19 protein-coding genes are annotated in these 19,437 nt (G+C 40.1%); 10 read left to right on the plus strand and 9 right to left on the minus strand.

Annotated features, from left to right (window positions below):
* Positions 1-114: 114 nt before the first annotated feature.
* The gene (locus tag FJ709_RS05175) at positions 115-390 is read right to left on the minus strand and encodes an oxidative damage protection protein (protein ID WP_226414073.1); all 276 of its coding nucleotides are present in this window, start codon (positions 388-390) and stop codon (positions 115-117) included.
* 2 nt (positions 391-392) lie between these two features.
* The gene (gene mutY / locus FJ709_RS05180; protein WP_226414075.1) at positions 393-1,511 is read right to left on the minus strand and encodes an A/G-specific adenine glycosylase; all 1,119 of its coding nucleotides are present in this window, start codon (positions 1,509-1,511) and stop codon (positions 393-395) included.
* A gap of 159 nt (positions 1,512-1,670) precedes the next feature.
* On the opposite strand from mutY, the gene trmB reads away from it, so the two are divergent.
* The 5 genes from trmB (at position 1,671) to FJ709_RS05205 (ending at position 6,152) form a co-directional block, all read left to right on the plus strand.
* Positions 1,671-2,387 (plus strand): tRNA (guanosine(46)-N7)-methyltransferase TrmB, encoded by a 717-nt coding sequence (gene trmB, locus FJ709_RS05185; RefSeq protein ID WP_226414076.1) that lies wholly within the window; start codon positions 1,671-1,673, stop codon positions 2,385-2,387.
* Between the two features lie 26 nt (positions 2,388-2,413).
* Entirely contained in the window at positions 2,414-2,740 is a 327-nt protein-coding gene (locus FJ709_RS05190; RefSeq protein ID WP_226414077.1) for a 50S ribosome-binding protein YggL, read from the plus strand.
* The gene (glsB, locus tag FJ709_RS05195) at positions 2,741-3,655 is read left to right on the plus strand and encodes a glutaminase B (RefSeq protein WP_226414078.1); all 915 of its coding nucleotides are present in this window, start codon (positions 2,741-2,743) and stop codon (positions 3,653-3,655) included.
* 235 nt (positions 3,656-3,890) lie between these two features.
* Complete coding sequence (locus FJ709_RS05200) at positions 3,891-4,742, plus strand: YggN family protein (protein WP_226414079.1); 852 nt, start codon at positions 3,891-3,893, stop codon at positions 4,740-4,742.
* 468 nt (positions 4,743-5,210) lie between these two features.
* Positions 5,211-6,152, plus strand: a complete 942-nt coding sequence (locus tag FJ709_RS05205; protein ID WP_226414080.1) for a LysR family transcriptional regulator — start codon at positions 5,211-5,213, stop codon at positions 6,150-6,152.
* Between the two features lie 445 nt (positions 6,153-6,597).
* Here the strand turns inward: FJ709_RS05205 and FJ709_RS05210 are convergent, their stop codons facing one another.
* From FJ709_RS05210 to FJ709_RS05240, 7 genes are all read right to left on the minus strand, one after another.
* Positions 6,598-8,451 carry a DUF885 domain-containing protein gene (locus FJ709_RS05210; RefSeq protein WP_226414081.1) on the minus strand — a complete coding sequence of 618 codons (1,854 nt, stop codon included), beginning with the start codon at positions 8,449-8,451 and terminating at the stop codon, positions 6,598-6,600.
* Positions 8,452-8,663: 212 nt separating this feature from the next.
* Positions 8,664-9,800, minus strand: a complete 1,137-nt coding sequence (hemW, locus tag FJ709_RS05215) for a radical SAM family heme chaperone HemW (RefSeq protein WP_226414082.1) — start codon at positions 9,798-9,800, stop codon at positions 8,664-8,666.
* Between the two features lie 80 nt (positions 9,801-9,880).
* Positions 9,881-10,498: an RdgB/HAM1 family non-canonical purine NTP pyrophosphatase gene (gene rdgB, locus FJ709_RS05220; protein WP_226414083.1), complete on the minus strand. Its 618-nt coding sequence runs from the start codon at positions 10,496-10,498 to the stop codon at positions 9,881-9,883.
* 139 nt (positions 10,499-10,637) lie between these two features.
* Positions 10,638-11,078, minus strand: a complete 441-nt coding sequence (locus FJ709_RS05225; protein ID WP_226414084.1) for a DUF4426 domain-containing protein — start codon at positions 11,076-11,078, stop codon at positions 10,638-10,640.
* 198 nt (positions 11,079-11,276) lie between these two features.
* Positions 11,277-11,825: a YggT family protein gene (locus FJ709_RS05230; protein WP_226414085.1), complete on the minus strand. Its 549-nt coding sequence runs from the start codon at positions 11,823-11,825 to the stop codon at positions 11,277-11,279.
* Between the two features lie 132 nt (positions 11,826-11,957).
* A complete protein-coding gene (gene proC / locus FJ709_RS05235) occupies positions 11,958-12,776 on the minus strand; it encodes a pyrroline-5-carboxylate reductase (protein WP_226414086.1) in 819 nt (272 codons plus the stop codon).
* Between the two features lie 209 nt (positions 12,777-12,985).
* On the minus strand, positions 12,986-13,678 hold the full coding sequence (locus FJ709_RS05240; RefSeq protein ID WP_226414087.1) for a YggS family pyridoxal phosphate-dependent enzyme: 693 nt from the start codon (positions 13,676-13,678) through the stop codon (positions 12,986-12,988).
* A gap of 24 nt (positions 13,679-13,702) precedes the next feature.
* On the opposite strand from FJ709_RS05240, the gene FJ709_RS05245 reads away from it, so the two are divergent.
* The 5 genes from FJ709_RS05245 to hemH all read left to right on the plus strand — a co-directional run bounded on the left by FJ709_RS05245 (position 13,703) and on the right by hemH (position 19,202).
* Positions 13,703-14,740, plus strand: coding sequence for a type IV pilus twitching motility protein PilT (locus FJ709_RS05245; RefSeq protein ID WP_226414088.1), 1,038 nt, complete (start codon positions 13,703-13,705; stop codon positions 14,738-14,740).
* Positions 14,741-14,751: 11 nt separating this feature from the next.
* Positions 14,752-15,864 (plus strand): PilT/PilU family type 4a pilus ATPase, encoded by a 1,113-nt coding sequence (locus tag FJ709_RS05250; RefSeq protein WP_226414089.1) that lies wholly within the window; start codon positions 14,752-14,754, stop codon positions 15,862-15,864.
* 178 nt (positions 15,865-16,042) lie between these two features.
* Positions 16,043-17,167 (plus strand): hypothetical protein, encoded by a 1,125-nt coding sequence (locus FJ709_RS05255; protein WP_226414090.1) that lies wholly within the window; start codon positions 16,043-16,045, stop codon positions 17,165-17,167.
* Between the two features lie 387 nt (positions 17,168-17,554).
* Positions 17,555-18,067: a glutathione peroxidase gene (locus tag FJ709_RS05260; protein WP_226415866.1), complete on the plus strand. Its 513-nt coding sequence runs from the start codon at positions 17,555-17,557 to the stop codon at positions 18,065-18,067.
* A gap of 121 nt (positions 18,068-18,188) precedes the next feature.
* Positions 18,189-19,202: a ferrochelatase gene (hemH, locus tag FJ709_RS05265; protein WP_226414091.1), complete on the plus strand. Its 1,014-nt coding sequence runs from the start codon at positions 18,189-18,191 to the stop codon at positions 19,200-19,202.
* Positions 19,203-19,437 lie beyond the last annotated feature (235 nt).

Here is a 19,437-nt window from a genome sequence, read left to right on the forward strand (position 1 = left end):
ATAGCGATAAGTGTAAATGTTAGTTGTGAAGCAGTAGGTGGAGAATTCGGTGACTCAATGGCAATAAAAAAGGATAAGTTAATAACTTATCCTTTAATCAAAAAACGTGCTGAATTAGTCTTCGGCTGGTGGCACATAACCTTCGATTTCAACGTCTTTGCCTTCAAATAAGAAGTTAACCATTTGTTCTTCAAGAAACTTACGGTCCTCAACATTCATCATGCTAAGTTTTTTCTCATTGATCAACATGGTTTGTTTTTTCTGCCACAAACCCCACGCTTCTTTGCCAATATTATCAAAGATACGTTTACCCAGATCGCCTGGATAAAGTTGAAAATCTAAGCCATCAGCTGACTTGTTTAAATGAACGCAATTTACCGTGCGAGCCATGTTTACTCCTTAACGTGAACGGGGGAAGCGACAGAATCAGATTGTTGATTTAACACCGCACCAAGATTGGCAAGAATCTTTTCTGTTGCGGCGGCTAATCCGACTTTGGCTGGATGCTTGATGTTATACCAGAGTGGTGGACTTTGTTCCATCACCCCAGTAAATTCCTGTGGAATTCTACCGTCATTTTGAGTAGACACTTCAACTACAATAGGCTGAATATCTAAATGAAAATGACTAAATGTATGCCGAAAACCGACTAACTCAATGACAGATTTTTGCAGCGATTGTAACGCTAGATACTCATCTATTGATGCTTGGTCATCAAATTGTGGAAAACACCATAACCCGCCCCAAATCCCAGCTGGTGGTCGCTGCACTAATTGTACTTGGCCTTGATTAAGCATGACTAACATCCAGGCTTGTTTAGTGGGGATCGTCTTTTTAGGTTTTTTACCCGGATATAAGGTTTGTTTGCCACTAAGTTGAGCAATACAATCAATGGCAACTGGACAAGATGCGCATTGAGGTTTGCTTCTGCTACAAATGCTAGCGCCTAAATCCATCATAGCTTGATTGTACTTTTGCACATCATCACTTGGGGTTAACTGCTCCGTTAGTTGCCATAGGGCTTGTTCAACGGCTTTTTGTCCGGGCCATCCTTCAACGGCACCATGTCGAGCCAATACGCGTTTAACATTACCGTCTAAAATAGGGTGGTGCTGACCAAGTGACAATGACAAAATGGCTCCAGCGGTTGAACGGCCAACGCCCGATAATGCTAGCACTTGTTCAAATTCAATGGGAAATTCACCCTTAAACACATCGCGAACATGAATAGCGGCTTTATGAAGATTACGGGCTCTGGCGTAATAGCCAAGGCCAGTCCAAAGATGAAGCACTTCATCCTGTGGCGCATTTGCTAAATCGACAATGGTAGGAAACCTTGCCATAAATTTTTCGTAATAGGGGATCACTGTTGCAACTTGGGTTTGTTGTAACATTATCTCTGAAACCCATACACTATATGGGGTTTTATTGATTTGCCACGGCAACTTTTTACGACCGTGAACATCATACCAAGCGATAATACGCTCAGCGAAAGTGGCTGATATTTTCATGCGGGCAGTGTAGCGATACGCCTATAATCAAACAAGGTTTATATAAACAATTGTTAGTAGATTAGGTATACTGTGCCGCTGAAATAAAAAATTTAAGATTAACTATTATGATCCGGGCCGTTTCGTTGGAAATTGCACCATTGTAATAAAGAGGCAAAAATGAGCGACGTTACCACAGCTGAATTTAATGAGGAAGGTAAGTACCTTCGTAAAATCAGAAGCTTTGTATTACGTGAAGGCCGTTTAACTAAAGGTCAGTCACAAGCTATTGAATCACATTGGCCAGCAATGGGGCTTGATTATAGTCCTGAAGCATTAAATCTCAGCCAAGTATTTGGCCGTGAAGCTGATACCGTATTAGAGATCGGTTTCGGTATGGGAGGCTCTTTAGTACAAATGGCTAAAGCTGCTCCTGAGCTTAACTACATAGGCATTGAAGTACATAAACCAGGTGTTGGCGCATGTTTAGGCGATGCGGGTGAAGCGCAAGTGACTAATTTACGCGTTTATCATCACGATGCTATGGAAGTGCTAGAGCACAGTATTGCAGATGGTTCATTATCACGTGTGCAGTTATTCTTCCCGGATCCTTGGCACAAAAAACGTCATAATAAACGTCGTATAGTGCAGCCTGAATTTGCGCAGCTAATTCGCCGTAAACTTAAAATTGGTGGCGTATTTCATATGGCGACCGACTGGGAAAATTACAGCGAGTATATGCTTGAAGTAATGCAAGTTGCTGAAGGTTATAGAAACCAATCAGCCACTGGCACAGTGGTTGAAAGACCAGATTATCGTCCATTAACAAAATTTGAAGCACGGGGTCATCGCTTAGGCCATGGTGTTTGGGATATTATGTTCGAACGTATTAGTTAATAACGTCTAAATTAGGAGACAGTATCATGGCAACAAATCGTAGCCGTCGTTTACGTAAGAAATTACGAGTTGATGAGTTCCAAGAGTTTGGTTTTGACATCCAATGGACGTTTGAAGAGTCTGTGTCAGAACAAGACATTGACAGCTTAATCGATCAATTTATTCATGAAGTGATCGAGCCACGCCAATTAGGTTTCCATGGCGGCGGACATAAAGAATGGCAAGGTATTATTGCGACTCAACACATTGGTAAATGTACCGATGAAGACATTGCAGTGATTACTGATTTTTGGAAAAGTAAGCCAGTAAAAGATGTAGAAGCAACAACCTTATATGATATTTGGTGGGGTTAATTGCTAAACCAAGCATTATTACAAGAGGCGGTCGACAGTGTTCGGCCGCTTTTAGGTAAAGGCAAAGTAGCCAATTACATACCGGCATTAGCTAATATTGATAGTACTAAACTTGCAATTGCAGTAACCACAGTTGATGGTCAAACAATTGGAGCTGGAGACTATCTTGAACCCTTCTCTATCCAATCTATTTCAAAAGTATTTAGTCTAACCCTCGCACTCAATCTTTATAGTGAAGATGAGATATGGAGCCGAGTAGGTAAAGAACCGTCAGGGCATTCGTTTAACTCGTTAGTCCAAGTTGAATTAGAACGGGGTAAACCGCGTAATCCATTTATTAATGCTGGCGCGTTAGTCATTGCTGATTTGTTACAAACCAGAAGCAGTGCACCAAAACATCAAATGTTAGAAGTGGTGCGTAAGCTGAGTATGAATCCAACTATAAGTTACGACAAAGTAGTAGCTGATTCTGAGTTTGCTTTTAGTGCGCGTAATGCGGCGATTGCTTACTTAATGAAGTCGTTTGGTAATTTTAACGGCGTAGTTGAAAATGTACTTAAAAACTACTTCCATTACTGTGCCTTAAAAATGAATTGTGCTGACTTATCTAAGTCGATGCTTTACCTTGCTAATCGCGGTAAAACCTTGTCAGGTGAACAATGGATAACCCCAATTCAAACAAGGCAACTTAATGCTCTGTTAGCAACCTCGGGTTTATACGATGGTGCGGGAGAGTTTGCCTATAGGGTAGGTATGCCGGGTAAAAGTGGAGTCGGTGGCGGTATTATTGCCGTGATCCCTGGTGATATGTCGGTATGTGTTTGGTCTCCAGAATTAGACGGTAATGGCAATTCATTGGCCGGAACCGCAATGTTAGAACATCTTTGTCAAAAATTAGGTCGTTCGATCTTTTAAACATATTTCAATCTAGATAAAAATGATTAATTTAACTAAGTTTTAGTTTTTTTGGCTAATGCAATTAAGCCATTCGATTAATGATATCTTTAATTTCACCTTAAGTTGCTGAAATAAAGCGGTTTATTACTTTTGGCACACAACATGCTATATCATTAGTAACTTATCAATAATTGTTGATTGACTGCTTCTTCATAGTCAATTGTGATTCCCGTATAGCAAAAGGATTTATTAAATGACTCAACATAATCAAGCGACTAAAAGCATGCTTAATAGCCAGAAATTACTAACGGGCCTTGTATTTTCTGGACTGATTTTTACTGCTGGTGCATTTACTCCTGCAATGGCTAAAATGTCTTTGAAGGATCAAAGCTGTAATGTCACCTTGAATTACGATGTGACAGTAGAACCGAAATCGCTGAAAGTGAGCGAAAAGGGATTAGAGAAATACCGAATCGATGTTGGGCAATTATTTGTTGAAGGTAAAGCGGTAAATTTATCCGCGCAACAGCAAAAGCTGTTGACTCAATACTCTGATGAAGTGTCTCGCCAAGTACCAGAGGTAATCGATCTTGTTGGTGAAGTTGTCGGCTTAGCGACTCAAGCTGTGACAATGGCAATGACACCATTACTAGGTGATGCAGCTGGAAGCCAAATAGATAAGTTGATGAATGGCATCGAACAGCGTATTGATACCATGGCTTATCAACATGGCGATAAATTTTTCATTGGCTCAACAGAGTCGTCGTTAGAAGAAACCTTTAATGATGAATTTGAGCAAGAAATGGAAAATATTATTTCAAACTCAATCGGCAGTTTAATGATGAGTATGGGTAGCCAAATCATGTCTTCAGAAGGTGGTTCATTTGAAGAGAAAATGAATGCTTTTGCTATTAAAATGGAAAATGTAGGTAAGGACATTGAGCTACAAATGGAATCACAATCTGAGGCTCTAGAAGCAAGAGCTGACAAAGTCTGCGGCGATTTTGAACAGTTGATGGTACTAGAAAATCAACTTAGAAAAGATATTCCGCAATTAGCACCTTATAAACTAGCCAGTTTAGAGGAGCAGCCTTTATCTGAATAATCTTTTCTACCTCCCTTACCCGATAATTTTTACGCGACTCAAGCGCGTTAACTTGAGGAAGACTTTGTAAGTCATTGGTTTCACTGTCTTATGTATGTCACCTGACTTTCCCCCTGCTTGTGCTTATTTGGCAGGGGGCTTTTTATATCCGTTATGTACCTTCCTGCAGCACCTCTTCAAGTAAACTACCAAGTTTGTTCTGATAAAAAAATTCTCAATTATAAATATAGAGCAATGATATAGTTTTTTGTTATACTCATAAAAATTATAAGAAAAATGCACTCTATTTAAATTTTTGCTAGTTTTTCGGATAATTGGCGTAACTTTACAACTTATTGGGTTTATTGAGCGTTTAATAATGCTATTTAAGCCAACGGCTTCCATTGATATGACATTCATGGAAGGTAAAGTGAGTAAAGAAATTGCCGAAAATCGTTTTCAATGTCGTAACAGCTTAAGGCGACTTTCATGTTAGAACTGTTAGAACCAATTGCCATTTTTACCCATGTTGCTCGTGCAGGCAGTTTTAGTGCTGCTGCAAGACGCCTTGGAATATCCAAATCTAAAGTAAGTACGCAGGTGGCTGATTTAGAACATAAATTAGGTGTGCAGCTTATTCAGCGAACGACTCGTAGTTTAAGTTTAACAGAAGCGGGTAATTTACTTTATTTACAAGGTGAAGAGCTGCTTCGCGATGCTGAACAAGCGGTTTCTAGTGTGCATAATTTGAATGATGCCACACGTGGTGTACTTAAAGTGGGAATTTCACAATCATTTGGTACCATGCATCTTATCCCTGCACTACCAGCGTTTATGGCTAAACATCCTGATCTAGAGTTGCAAGTAAGTTTGTTGGACCATAAGGTTGATGTTGTTAGTGAAGGTTTAGATTTATTGCTAACGATGTCTGAGCAACTCCCTTTAGGCATGGTGGCTCGTCCATTAATGAAGTGTCAGTTCTTATTAGCAGCATCGCCTGAGTATGTGGCTAAGCACGGTAACATATCGCGCCCTGAACAGCTTGTTGAACACAATTGCCTAGTTTACCAAGGTGAATGGCATGAACACAGCATGTGGCAGTTCAAGAGAGGTGACGATTATTGTGAGATTGGTGTATCAGGCAATTTCCGCGTTGATAATGCACCGGCTTTAAAATCAGCAGCAGTTAGCGGGTTAGGTATAGCCTATCTTGCCAGTTATTTGATGGAAGATGAAATCGAGAAAGGCACATTAGTTCCTTTACTGACAGATTGGCAATTGACCAACAACTTACCTTTGCAAGCCGTATACCCAAGACGTAAGCACTTAGCCCCTAAAGTCAGTGCCTTTATTGACTTCATTAAAGGCCATATTGGTACATCGCCATATTGGGACGTTAAATTCGAACATTTGTATAAATTGCGTAAGTAATTTTGGAAACATTGTTCTTTAAATAAAATAAAGCCATGCAACCCAGCACGGCTTTTTTATTTGTGTTTTTTATCAAAAGCTTAAGTTGATTATTATGCAGTAAAAGCTAAAGTAGCAAATCAATGAGTTAACAGTTATTTACTAAGAGGGTGTTGCAGTCTGTTCTTATTTGAATACAATAAGATTCAGTTGATTCGAAATGATTTGAATAAGTACGATTTTGAGAAATGACCCCTTTTCATTAGCGTTTACAAATCAGCCACTTCGCAAATTTTGAGTCACGGCTGGCAGCAGTTTATAATTAAAACAATGTTAGCTTTGAAACCATCATCCTAGTTTTATTGGTTTACCCCAGACTTTGTCTGGGGTTATTTTTTTGTGTAAAAAAAAGCAACAACCCATGGTTGCTGCTTTATTTTCAAAAACTCATCTTATTGTAACCTTGTTACTTAATCGATTTAACCCACTGGTTCACTTTAGTTTCCAACACATCTAATGGTAATGGTCCATACTGTAAAACGAGTGTGTGGAAGTCGCGAATGTCGAACTTGTCGCCTAATTGTTTCTTGGCTTGTTCACGTAGCTCAAGGATTTTAATCATTCCCACTTTATATGCAGTGGCCTGTGAAGGCATAACCACATGACGTTCAACCATTTTTATGGCATCAGACTCAGCATTAGGAGTATTTTCAACGTAGTAAGCAATCCCTTGTTCACGGGTCCACTTTTTAGTGTGGATACCTGTATCTACCACTAAGCGACAGGCACGCCATAATTCCATCGCTAAGCGGCCAAAGTCTGAATAAGGATCAGCATATAAGCCCATTTCTTTTGGGAAGTATTCAGTATATAACCCCCAACCTTCACTATAGGCAGTGTAACGACCATACTTACGGAATTGTGGAATACCTTCTAATTCTTGTGCTATGGCAATTTGCATATGATGACCAGGAATACCTTCATGGTAAGCCAGTGCTTCCATTTGGTATTTAGGCATAGCGCTCATGTCATAAAGATTAGCGTAGTAAATTCCTGGTCGTGAACCATCTGGCGCAGGCTGATCATAAAAGGCTTTTCCGGCCGACTTTTCACGGAATGCTTCAACCGGACGTACAATCAAGTCCGCTTTAGGTTTGATTTTAAACACTTCATCTATACGTGACTCCATGTTATCAATCAGGGCTTTAGCATCAGTAATGTAAGCATCACGACCCGCTTGTGTATCTGGATAGTAGAATTGCTTGTCATCCCGCATAAAGGCGAAAAATGCTTGCAGATTACCTTCAAAGCCAACTTTTTTCATAATAATACGCATTTCATCTTGAATGCGCGCGACTTCACTTAACCCTAAATCATGGATTTGATCCGAAGTCATATCGGTAGTCGTTGTACGAGCTAAGGCATTATTAAAGTAAGTCTCACCTTCAGGGAACTTCCAGGCACCATCTCGGTTATCTGCTTTTTCCTCTAATTTAACAAGGTAACTTACCAGGCTTTCATAGCCTGGTTTTACACTGTCTATTAAAGCTGACTTGGCGTCTCCAAGTAATATTTCTTTTTCTGATTCAGTAATAGATAATTTTGCCACTTTACGATTAAAATCAGCCCATAATGCGCTGTCTTCTCCCGTTGAATCAAAAGGTGCTCCAGTAATAATATTCTTGCTGTCTGATATCACGTAAGGAAACACGAATTTCGGCGCAATAATATTTTTATCAGCACGTATGGTTAATTCAGCTTCAAGTTGTGTCAGCAGAGGCTTGACGCCTTCTAAACGGCTGATATAAGCCTTAGCATCGCTTACATCGGTAATTTGATGTTGGTTAATTAAAAATGAGGCAATCATTGAATGCATGCCATACATCTGGTTAACCGGGTAAGTATGGTAACGCCATTTATCATCAGCAATAGCTTGCTCTAAGCTTGCTTTAAATAGCTCAAAACTTAAGCTTGTTTGTTGATCAAGTTTGCTGACATCTAATGTCAGTAATTTAGCTAATTGTGCTTTAGCGAGAGCAAGGTTTTTATCTGCACCTGCATCTGAAATATCACCCCATTTATCATAATCTTGCTTTATACCTAAATAGGTTTGATTGATAGGATCAGCCATAATGCTTTGCATGAATAACTCATCAAACAATGCATTAGCTTTTTGAGATTCAGTCTGTGGTGAACTGACTTTTGTAACACTTTCTTCAGCACTATCAGCAGGCATTGAATTTGAGTGAGCGTAAATATTACCGCTTAAAAGGCTAGAAAGAGTTAACGCAAGTAAAGTTGTTTTAGTTTTTATCAGCATTGCAGGCATTCCAATCTTATTTTTAAAAACGCTATCCTAATAAAGCTGGAGGTAAAAGTGTAAATTGAAGTGTTAGTAAGTGTTTCGATAATGTGAAATTAACCTGAAAGACACTCAAATTAGTTACAGTCTGGTGCTACTAGTTAGCACCAGACTGATATGTTATGTGAAGCTTATTTGTTGCCTTGCTTTAATTAACTTCTTCGTTACGGTTAAATAAACTGTGACAGCAGGTCATTAACAAACATATGACCTTTTGACGTTAGCTGCCAATGGGTGTCGGTTTCAGTTAATAGCCCTCGATTAATCGATTTCACCATACCTTCTTTTACAACTGCCGCACTTTGACCTGTTCGCGCTTCAAATTCTGCTTTAGGAATTGGCGTCATCAAACGTAAGCGATTCATTAAATACTCTAAAGCTCTGTCTTCGGTTATGACCTCTGTGGTTTCTGAGGTGTAATTACTCGCCGCCAAGTAGCCCTTAGGGTGCTTAATTTTGACTGTGCGAATAATGCTGTCCGTATCTGGCTGAGTAATTTTTCCGTGGGCGCCACAACCAATACCTAAGTAGTCACCAAATTTCCAATAGTTAAGATTATGTCGACACTGAAAACCAGGCTTGGCGTAAGCTGATATTTCGTATTGCTCATAGCCTAACGCTGCAAGTCTTTCTTGTCCTTGCTCATAAATATGCCACAATTTCTCATCATCGGGTAATTGTGGTGGTTTAGAGTGAAACAAAGTATTAGGTTCAATGGTAAGTTGATACCAAGACAGATGCGGCGGCATTAAAGCGCCAGCGGTATCAATATCATGCATGGCTTCATCAAAGCTTTGATTTGGCAGACCATGCATTAAGTCTAAGTTGAAACTCAAGTAATTGGCTTGTTTGGCTTTCTCTGCAGCTGTTTTAGCCTCATCTTGATCATGTATGCGCCCCAATAGATTAAGCTTTTCTTTAGAGAAGCTTTGCACTCCAATAGATAAACGCGTTACGCCAGCGGCGCGGTATGCGGCAAAATCGTCATGTTCAAGCGTGCCAGGGTTGGCTTCCATGGTAATTTCAATGTCTGTTTCGAACGGGATCATGGCTTCAACCCCTTCGAGTAAACGTTGTATTTGGCTAGCATCGAATAGCGAAGGAGTGCCACCACCAATAAAAATGGTGTGAATAGGTCTTTGCTGGACATAACTCAGATCATTTTTAAGATCTGCTAATAACGCGTCGACATATTCTTGCTGTGGTAATTCGCCATTTTGACCATGGGAATTAAAGTCACAATAAGGACATTTTTGCACGCACCACGGAATATGGATGTACAAACTTAGTGGTGGTAATGACAACATCGATGGTTAGCCTATTTAAGTGGGTATGATTACACTATTCGCTTAGCGGTAGCTTTTAAAAACGGGTATTCAAGTCATTGTTAGCCTTGAATAATGCCTTTCTCTTGCATGGCTGCCACTAACATGGCTAATGCCTTGCCCCGGTGGCTATGAGCATTTTTCTCATCACTGGTTAATTCTGCGGCGGTTTTATCAAATCCGTGCGGAATAAAAATAGGATCATAGCCGTGGCCTTGCTCGCCTTGGGGGGCTAAATTAATGCTGCCTTCCCACGCAGCTTGGCAAATAATTGGTGTAGGGTCTTTGGCATGGCGCATATACACTAATACACATTGGAAACGAGCGGCACGATTTTGATGTAATTTCATTTCTGTAAGTAACTTTTGATAGTTGCTGACTTCTGTCGCGCCCTGGCCTGAATAACGCGCCGAATAGATACCTGGTTGACCGTCTAATGCATCAACTTCGATACCTGAGTCATCGGCTATAGCTGGTTTACCCGTGATTTCAGCAGCATGACGAGCCTTAATAATGGCATTTTCAACAAACGTGGTGCCGGTTTCAGCGACTTCAGGGACATCAAATTGGCTTTGGGCAAGCACTTGAATATTGAATTGAGCCAGCATTTGATCAAACTCATTAAGTTTGCCTTTATTACCACTGGCTAACACAATTTGTTGGGAAACGGGTGCTTGCATGAGATTGCCTTATTTTGTCATCTGAAAAGTTCGGCATTATACCTCAAGCAAGCAGTAAAAGAAGGCAGCAAATCAGCACGCAAGATTAACCCGTTTAAGTTTAGCTAACCAAATACTGAGTTATCAGTCCGTATTTTAATCAATCAACATAAAACTTTTGCTTAAATTTTAGCGAGGTATTTAATTTTTTGGCGTGTTTAATCGCGATAGAAAAATTAATCTCCTGGTCGTCACGATAGGGGACCTGGGCAATATAATAAATAGCATCGCCTTCACGAATTTCTTTAAAATTGAGATCCATTTTGGCATCAAGTAAATTATTAGCAATGCCCGATATTTCAACCGCAACAGCCGGATTGCCTTCTTGGCTTGTATCTAACACAGCAATATTGATAATGCCGTTATAGCGGCTGCGTTCAATACCGTAGGTTTTGGCAATAGCGGGTGTGATAAAGGTGCTGTTAAGCGCCATATAATGAATGTCAAAATTACCGACTTGTTGTTTCTGCTCTGCTTGTGCTGGTGCAATTAACAGCATTAAGCTTATGACGAGTGCGAACGGGAGTATTTTGTTAAACATTTTAATATCCTTTTTAAAAGCAGCACAAAACTGCTATATGGCGGAATTGTAAGTATAGCGCTATATAATGTGTCGCGGTTAATGCTAGCGTTAGGTGTTGCAATTAGCGTAACGCCATTTTTACATCAATCTAGTGCCAGTTTTCAGTATGAAAAAGGCAGTCTAAAAAGACTGCCTTTCAATATGATACGTTTTATGCTAAATCATCGCCCAAAATGGAATGTATTGGGAAAATAAAATATTGATAAAATTCATCGCAATAAACAGCACTAATACCGATAAATCTAAACCACCAATCGCCGGGATCACTTTACGGATTGGCGCTAAAATTGGGTCAGTAAGCTGAGACATTATCATTATAATGGGATTGTTGCCCTGGTTAAACCAGCTTAACACCGCACGAATAAGTAGCATCCAAAATAGCAGCACTCCAGCATTTTTCAGCACCGAGACTACCGAGAAAAGTAATAAGGTAGCAATATCAATTCCAGCGCCTGCAATGAATGTCAGCACTAACATCTTTAGTATTACTACGATTAAAGCTAAAAGTAGCGATGCTGTGTCAATGCTACCTATAGAAGGGATAACTCTGCGCATTGGCGCGACAATCGGTTGGGTAGCTTTTACTACAAATTGGCTAAATGGGTTGTAAAAATCGGCTTTAACTAGCTGTAGCCAAAAACGTAAAATAACAACCATTAAATATAAATCAAACAAGGTGCTAACTAAAAAACTCATTGCATTCATGATGTTGCCTTACCATTGTAGTGTTCAGGGTATAGTCATTGGCCTGATTTATTAACCAATGATGTCAAAATAACTTGAGTGATTTTAGCACTCAAAACCGCGAAAACACGTAATTTAAGTCAATTTATAAACTTAAAATGTTTTTGCCATTTCTTCTGCTTTAGCAACACAATTACTCATTGCGCTATCGACTAATTCTCGTAAGCCACCTTTTTCAAAGGTTTCAACGGCTTGGGCTGTTGTCCCACCTTTTGAAGTGACATTATTACGCAATGTCGCTAAAGATAAATCTTGATTCTGAATCACCATTTGCGCCGCACCTAATGCCGCTTGCTCTGCTAATGCCCGTGCTTTGGCTTCATCCATACCCATTCTTTTGCCTGTTTCTATCATTGATTCAATGAACAAGAAAAAATAAGCTGGTGAGCTGCCAGCAAGCGCGATAACTTGATTAAGTTCGCTTTCTTTTTCGACCCAAATGACTTTGCCACCGCTTTCCATCAGGGTTTGGCATATGGCTTTATGTGCTTCAGTAATACTCTCATCAGCAAAAATGCCTGTCATGCCATAACCTAATTGTGTTGGCGTATTTGGCATAGTGCGAATAAGTTTAATGGGTTGGTTGAAGTATTCTGGGTATCTCGATGCTGGAATGCCTGCAGCAATAGTGATAACTAACTTATTGGATAAATCGAGAGTTTGCATAGACTCACAAACTTGTTGCATCAATTGGGGCTTGACGCTTAGTACAATCACATCGGCATCTTTTGCAGCCTGAATATTATCGTTAGATACCAGAATACCAAAGTCAGTATTAAGTGCATCAAGCTTAGGTTGACTGGGATTAGTCGCGTGAACTAACTCACTTGGATAACCGTTTTTTACCAGTCCGCTAATAATGCTACGGGTCATATTTCCTGCACCAATAAAACATACTTTTGCTTGTGTCATTATATTGTCCAACTTTTAATTCGATTACGTATCATGTTTGTTTATATGAGGGCAAAAAAGTCATTTTCAATGTTAGCCACTGTGCAGCAGTGTCCATTAGCTATCACTTTTAGAACAACTTGAAGGTGAAACGACTCATATTTCTATCGTTATTGAGCTTGTTAATGTTGCATGCACTAACATTTAGAAGGCGTTAATACAGCGCTAGCTTACGCTCTGTCACCAAATATCGCACTGCCTATTCTTACCATGGTAGAACCATTAGCAATGGCCATATCTAAATCGCCACTCATTCCCATTGAAAGGGTATCAATACCTTCAAATTGTTGCTGCAATTGCTGATATATTTGCTTAAGTTGACTGAACTCAGCTTGCTGAACGTTGGCATCATCTGTCGCGGTCGGAATGGCCATGACTCCCCTTAGCGATAAATTTGGCATTTGACTGATTTGCTTGGCTAATTCAATAACAGCTAACGCATCAATACCTGATTTGGTGTCTTCTTGGCTGATATTGACTTGAATGCACACCTGAAGCGGTGCTTTTTGCGCAGGGCGTTGATCATTTAGCCGTTTTGCCGTTTTCTCACGGCTTAAGGTATGCATCCAATCAAAGTGTTCTGCAACAATTTTAGTTTTGTTCGATTGTAATGGTCCAATAAAGTGCCATTCAATATCTGGATGCGCCTGTTGCATTGCGATAATTTTTTGCTCACCTTCCTGGACATAATTTTCGCCAAAAAGTCGCTGTCCAGCCTGATAAGCTTCTATAATGTCGCTAATAGGTTTAGTTTTACTCACTGCAAGCAGCTTTATCTCGCTGGGCGAGCGTGAACATTTTTGCGCCGCTTGATTCATTCTACTCTGGGCGATTGATAATCTGTCTGCTATTGTTGTATTCATATTGTTAAAATGGACATCTCTATAATGGAAATCACTGAATTACTGGCTTTTAGTGTAAAACATAAAGCATCAGATCTACATCTTTCTGCAGGTGTTTCACCTATGATCCGTGTTGACGGTGAAGTAAGAAAAATTAACTTGCCGCCGTTAGATCATCAAGGTGTACACAGTTTAGTGTACGACATTATGAATGATAAGCAGCGTAAAGATTACGAAGAACATCTTGAAATAGATTTCTCGTTTGAAGTACCTAACTTAGCACGTTTTCGTGTTAACGCATTCAACCAATCCCGTGGTGCTGGTGCTGTTTTTCGTACCATTCCTTCTGACATTTTGTCACTTGAGCAGCTTGGCGCCCCGGATATTTTTAAAAAAATCTCCAGCTATCCTCGTGGATTAGTATTAGTAACAGGACCTACAGGCTCTGGTAAATCCACCACTTTAGCGGCAATGGTCGATTACATTAATGAAAATCGCCATGAGCATATTTTAACGATTGAAGACCCAATCGAATTCGTTCACCAAAATAAGCAATGTTTGGTCAACCAACGTGAAGTGCATAAGCATACCCACAGTTTCAATGCAGCGCTTAGAAGTGCACTGCGTGAAGATCCCGATGTTATTCTAGTGGGTGAGATGCGTGACTTAGAAACCATTCGCTTAGCCATGACAGCGGCTGAAACCGGCCACTTAGTATTTGGTACCTTACATACCACTTCAGCGGCAAAAACCATTGACCGTATTGTGGATGTATTCCCCGCGGGTGAAAAAGGCATGGTACGGACTATGTTATCTGAATCATTGCAGGCTGTTATTTCACAAACGCTAGTTAAAAAGGTCGGCGGAGGACGTGTAGCCGCACATGAAATTATGATGGGTACGCCCGCTATTCGTAATTTAATACGTGAAGATAAAGTGGCGCAAATGTATTCAGCTATTCAAACCGGTATGGCCCATGGTATGCAAACGTTAGATCAATGCCTACAAACGTTAGTCAATCGTGGTTTGATTACGCGTGAAGATGCAATGCAGAAGAGCGGAAATAAACAAGCCAACTTTTAAGGAATAGTACAATGGATGTTCGCCCTTTTTTAGCCATTATGGTTGAAAAAAAAGCTTCTGATTTATTTATCACAGCTATGTTTCCACCAAGTGCCAAAATTGATGGTGAGTTACATCCACTGTCAGAAGAAAAACTCACGCCTGCCCAGTCATTAGAGTTTGTTGAATCTTTAATGACCGATGTGCAGAAAAAAGAGTTTAAAGAATCTCGCGAATGTAACTTTGCCTATGCGGTTTCGGGCTTAGGGCGTTTTCGTGTGAGTGCATTTTGGCAGCGTGACTCTGCTGGCTGCGTGATGCGCCGTATTGAAACCAACATTCCTGAAATGGATGATTTGAAACTGCCGCCCATTCTTAAAGATTTAGTCATGAGCAAACGCGGCTTAATTATTATGGTTGGCGGCACGGGTACGGGTAAGTCAACATCGCTAGCCGCGTTAGTGGGTTATCGTAACGCCCATGCTCGGGGACATATTTTAACCATTGAAGACCCGGTCGAATTTGTGCATAACCACCGTAAAAGTATTGTGACTCAAAGAGAGGTGGGTATTGATACCGTGTCTTTTGATGCAGCACTTAAAAGCTCTTTACGCCAAGCGCCCGATGTTATTTTGATTGGTGAAATTCGTACCCAAGAAACCATGGAATTTGCATTATCGTTCGCTGAAACGGGTCACTTATGTATGGCAACCTTGCATGCCAACAATGCCAACCAAGCACTAGATCGAATTATGCATTTAGTACCGGAAAGTAAGCATGCTCAGTTATTATTCGATTTGTCGCTGAACTTACGGGGTATTGTTGCTCAACAGCTTATTGCTAAATCAGATGGTACAGGCCGCCGTGCTGCAATTGAAATCCTTATCAATACACCGCGTATTGGTAGTTTGATCGCAAAAAATGAACTGCATTTGTTAAAAGAAACCATGGCTAAATCGAATGAGCAGGGCATGCAAACCTTTGACCAGGCCTTACTTGGTTTGTACTCTGAAGGTGAAATTAGTTACGCCGATGCATTACACCACGCCGATTCTCCTAATGATCTGCGCTTAATGATTAAGCTTAAAACCAATGACACTTCTAATTCAGGCTTTTTGGAAGGTGTGACATTAGACATGGATTAAGCGACGTTAATTAACGCTTTGTGCCATTTATAATTAAGCCGCAACAATCGTTGCGGCTTTTTGTTATAATAGTTGCCCTTTTTCTGTACATTTACCATCACTAATTAAGCTATCACTTTACAGCCGCTCAAATGGGAATTTGCTCTTATCACGTTAACACCACCGTAAGGATTATTTCATGTCTTTTATCAAGAAATCATCACCATTACTGCTCGCTATTTTATCTTTCCAACCTCAAGCAGTTGAGGTCACTGATGAGTTAGATATTGGTGGCGCAGTTCGCGTTAATTACGGCTGGAAAGATTATGACAATAAAGCAAAATTAGAGTTTGAGTTATTTCGTGCCGATGTGAATTACAAATCCGATGATGGCTTGTTTGCTTCAGCCCAATATCGTTGGTACCAGGATATGGACGTCATCCACCATGCGTATATGGGTTATCAATTTGATGAGGCACAATCATTACAGCTAGGTGTTACCCAAGTGCCATTTGGACTACTGCCTTACGCTGCGCATTCTTTTTGGTTTGGTGCGACGTATTACATGGGTTTTGAAGATGATTACGATGCCGGGTTACATTATCAATATCAGCGCAATAATTTGCGTGTTGATTTAGCTTATTTTGCCAATGATGAGTACGGTAAAGGTAGTCGCTTTGATCGCTATTCTTTTGATATAGCAACCACAGAACAGTCACCCTATCAGGAGTCCGGGCAATTAGATGCCCGTATTGAATATGAGATAAGCCAAAATAGTTTTAGCCAAAAGATTGGTAGTTCTATTCAATATGGTCAACTCGATTATGTTGCTAGCGTTAACGGGGTAGAGGGCATTGATGGCAATACACCTAATACAGATGACATCAGCACATTTGCCGGAGCAGTGCATTGGCAAGTAGATTGGCAAACTTGGCAACTTCAATTGCAGTATTTACATTACAATTATGATGTTAAGTATGGTAATCGTATGGCATTATCTGCATTTTCATACCCATTTGAGATAGCAGCACAAGCTGATGTAGTAACCGCTAACCTATCAAAATCTATCGATGTAAATTTTGGACCTATTTCAAATATTAACTGTTATAACGATTATAGTACGGTACTTGCATCGGGTAGTGGGCTTGCTGATTCGGTTCAAAATGTAACGGGCTGTGCTATTACCGCAGGTAAATTTTATTCGTATCTTGACTGGATAGCGGGTAAGAATATGTACTTTGTTGGCGGCGATGGTGTTGGCATTGATAATGGTGATACCTCGTGGCGCTCCCGATTAAACATTAATATTGGGTTTTATTTTTAATTAGGCTTAGATTTAACGATGTGCAAGAGTTAATTTAGCTATATCAATGATTTCAAGCTAGTGATCCAAGTCAGCATTACAACCGTATATATGGAAAATATTCTGGTATGTAAATAGTGCTGATAATGTTGATTTAATCTTCGCTAGCACCTACTCAGTTAGTGCTTACTAGCTAACTAGCCATTTTCTAAAAGTCAGGTTTTAAAAGTCAGTGTTTAGTAAAACTAGTCCTCAGTAAGTTTAGTTAGAAATCGCAGCAATTTTACGTGCTCATCAATTTAATAAGGATTACTTATGTCAGATTTGTCGCAAATGTCTTCAAAAACGCTTCCTTCTATAGCGAAGCTTTCATTGGTTGCAACATCACTAGTGGCTCTAACTATTGGTATGACATTTTTCAGTGCTAATGCCAGTGCAGCAAGTTGCCCTGACTACCTAAATGTAGAAGCGCGTAAACTGCATTCAGACGATAACGTCAACTTGTGTGAGCTCACCCAAGGTAAAACAGTGTTAATAGTCAACACGGCTTCAAACTGTGGCTTTACCTCACAATTTGAAGGGCTTGAAGCCTTACACAAACAATATAAAGACAAAGGATTAGTTGTTATTGGTTTTCCATCTGATGATTTTTTCCAAGAAGAAAAAGATGAAGCAAAAACTGCCGATGTCTGTTTTATCAATTATGGTGTGACATTCACTATGGTCTCCACCTCACCAGTGCGTGGCAATGATGCTAACTCAGTGTTTCAGCACTTAAACGAGAAGAGTACTGCGCCAAAGTGGAACTTTTACAAATATTTAGTTTCGGGTGACGGTGAGACTGTCACTGAGTTTAGCTCGCGCGTAAAACCCGATAGTGAAGAGCTTAAAAAAGCTATCGACAAACAATTAAGTATTTAATTATTTAATTATTTAATTTCAGTCGCAATTTTAATAAAAAATTGAGACAAGAGGATATTTTCCAAATATCCTCTTATCATAAATAAACATATTCATCAGTACATTATACTAGGAGCGAGCTTTGGCGCGATTTTCAGGGTTAGATAAAGAGACAGGGCACAGTGCTCGCGGTAAAACAGGCGTATTATTGCTTAACTTAGGTACGCCAGATGCTCCAACCACCTCTGCCGTTAGACGTTATTTGGCAGAGTTTTTGGCCGACCCTCGTGTAGTCGAAATTCCTAAACTAGTATGGATGATGATACTTCACGGTATTATTTTACGCGTTCGTCCAGCAAAATCAGCGGCTTTATACAAGCAGATTTGGACTGAGAATGGCTCTCCGTTGCTTGCTATAAGTCAACAACAGCAGGCTAAGCTCGATAAGTTATTAGCTTCAACCGGAATGGATGCTAGCGTACACCTAGCCATGCGATACGGTTCACCCTCCGTCGCTTCAACTTTGCAAAAAATGCACAAGCAAGGAATTGATAATTTAGTGGTATTACCGCTTTATCCTCAATATGCCGCGCCCACAACTGCTTCGGCATTTGATGCAATCGCCAAAGAGTTATGCAAATGGCGCTACTTACCCGCATTACACTTTATTAATACCTATCATGATCATCCTGATTTAATATCAGCACTGGCTAATTCAATTGAGCAAGATTTTGCTAAGCATGGCAAACCGCAAAAGTTAGTGCTGTCCTATCACGGTATGCCAGAACGTAATTTACACCTAGGCGACCCTTACTATTGTTTTTGTATGAAAACCAGCCGCTTAGTGGTCGAGAAATTAGGCTTAACGGAAGACGATTACGTCGTTACTTTCCAATCTCGTTTCGGTAAAGCAAAATGGTTACAGCCCTATACTGACGTCACTATTGAGGCTTTACCTGCTAAAGGCATCAATAATATTGCTGTTATTTGCCCTGCATTTAGCGCTGACTGTTTAGAAACCTTGGAAGAAATTCAAGGGGAAAATCGTCATGTATTTGAAGGCGCTGGTGGCACAGACTTCAGATATATTGAATGTTTAAATGATAATGACGACCATATTCAAATGATGGCTAACATTGTAAAACCTTATTGTTAGAAACAGATCCCGGCCCACAAGCATTGCCGGGATGACGTATATAAGCATTGTCAGCATGACGTATAAAGTCTTTCGTCAGCCTACATGCTTCCCATGCGTCATCCCCGAGTGCTTTTGTCGGGGATCTGCTTTTGTTTCAACTAAACACCATTAACACAGCATAAAAATGTACTTTCTCGCCTCATCTATCTCAATTTCATAGACTAAAACCATTGTTCCCAATCATCATTTCTTA

Source organism: Shewanella glacialimarina (genome assembly GCF_020511155.1).
GTDB classification, from domain to species: domain Bacteria; phylum Pseudomonadota; class Gammaproteobacteria; order Enterobacterales; family Shewanellaceae; genus Shewanella; species Shewanella glacialimarina.